This is a genomic window from Acinetobacter thutiue, from assembly GCF_030385805.1.
Lineage (GTDB): Bacteria > Pseudomonadota > Gammaproteobacteria > Pseudomonadales > Moraxellaceae > Acinetobacter > Acinetobacter corruptisaponis.
Window position 1 is genome coordinate 1 of sequence record NZ_JAUDZE010000023.1, and the last position, 1,471, is coordinate 1,471.

Genomic DNA, 1,471 nt, shown 5'->3' on the forward strand with positions numbered 1-1,471 from the left:
TAGGGGTCGTCTCAGGAAACGGAAAATATAGCACGCTAAGGTTTTTCAATTGCGCGCAATGGCCTAAATTTTCCACCACCTATCTTGGCTTTGCTTCGCCATAGATAATCCCCAGTTAAATTGATGTGCTCCCACCCCAGCGGTGACAGATATTGCAGCAAGGTATCATCGACTGTGCGACCATGCCCTCGTAGGGCGTTAGTCGCTCTCTCTAAATAAACCGTGTTCCACAATACAATGGCGGCGGTCACTAGATTCAAGCCACTGGCTCGATAACGCTGTTGCTCAAAGCTTCGATCTCGAATCTCACCCAATCGATAAAAGAAAACGGCGCGCGCTAATGCATTACGGGCTTCACCTTTATTTAATCCAGCTTGAACCCGACGGCGTAGTTCTACGCTTTGCAACCAATCCAAGATAAACAGTGTGCGCTCAATACGCCCCAGCTCTCGTAATGCCAATGCCAAACCATTCTGTCGTGGATAACTACCGAGTTTACGTAGCATTAGCGACGCTGTGACAGTCCCTTGCTTGATTGATGCGGCCAGACGCAAAATATCGTCCCAATGAGTACGAATCTGTTTGATATTCAGTGTGCCGCCAATCATGGGTTTAAGTGCGGCATAGTCTATGTCTGACTTTGGAATATAGAGTTTCGTATCGCCCAGATCACGAATTCGTGGTGCAAATCGAAACCCTAGCATGTGCATGAGTGCAAAAACATGGTCGGTGAATCCAGCCGTATCGGTGTAGTGTTCCTCGATGCGTAAATCAGACTCGTGATACAGCAGCCCATCAAGAACATAGGTTGAATCACGAACGCCCACATTGATCAGCTTACTGCTAAATGGTGCGTATTGATCAGAAATGTGTGTATAAAATAACCTTCCAGGCTCTGCGCCATATTTTGGATTGATATGTCCTGTACTTTCAGCTCTGCCACCTGCGCGGAAGCGTTGGCCATCTGATGAGGAGGTAGTGCCATCTCCCCAGTTTTCAGCGAAAGGTTGTTTCAATTGAGCATTCACCAATTCGGCCAATGCCGTTGAATAAGTTTCATCACGGATATGCCAAGCCTGTAGCCATGAGAGTTTGGCATAAGTTGTACCAGGACATGATTCGGCCATTTTCGTCAGCCCTAAATTAATTGCATCAGCCAGTATGGTCGTGAGCAATAACGCTTTATCCTTCGCAGTGTCATCCGTTTTCAAATGAGTGAAGTGTCGAGTAAAGCCTGTCCATTCATCGACCTCCATTAATAATTCGGTGATCTTGATATGTGGTAACAGCATTGCTGTTTGGTCAATTAAAGTTTGGGCTGTATCAGGAGCCACGGCATCGAGAGGTGTTATTTTTAGACCAGATTGATTGATCATCGCATCAGGCAAATCGTTGGTCGCTGCCATGCGATTAATGATTGCTAATTTCTGCTCCAATAGTGAAAGGCGACTTTGCAAATATAGATCACAAT

1 pseudogene is annotated in these 1,471 nt (G+C 46.1%); it reads right to left on the reverse strand.

Going from position 1 to position 1,471, the window contains the following annotated elements:
- Positions 1–35 precede the first annotated feature (35 nt).
- A pseudogene (locus QTA56_RS18230) lies at positions 36–1,471 on the reverse strand (Tn3-like element ISAcsp1 family transposase); the annotation flags it as partial.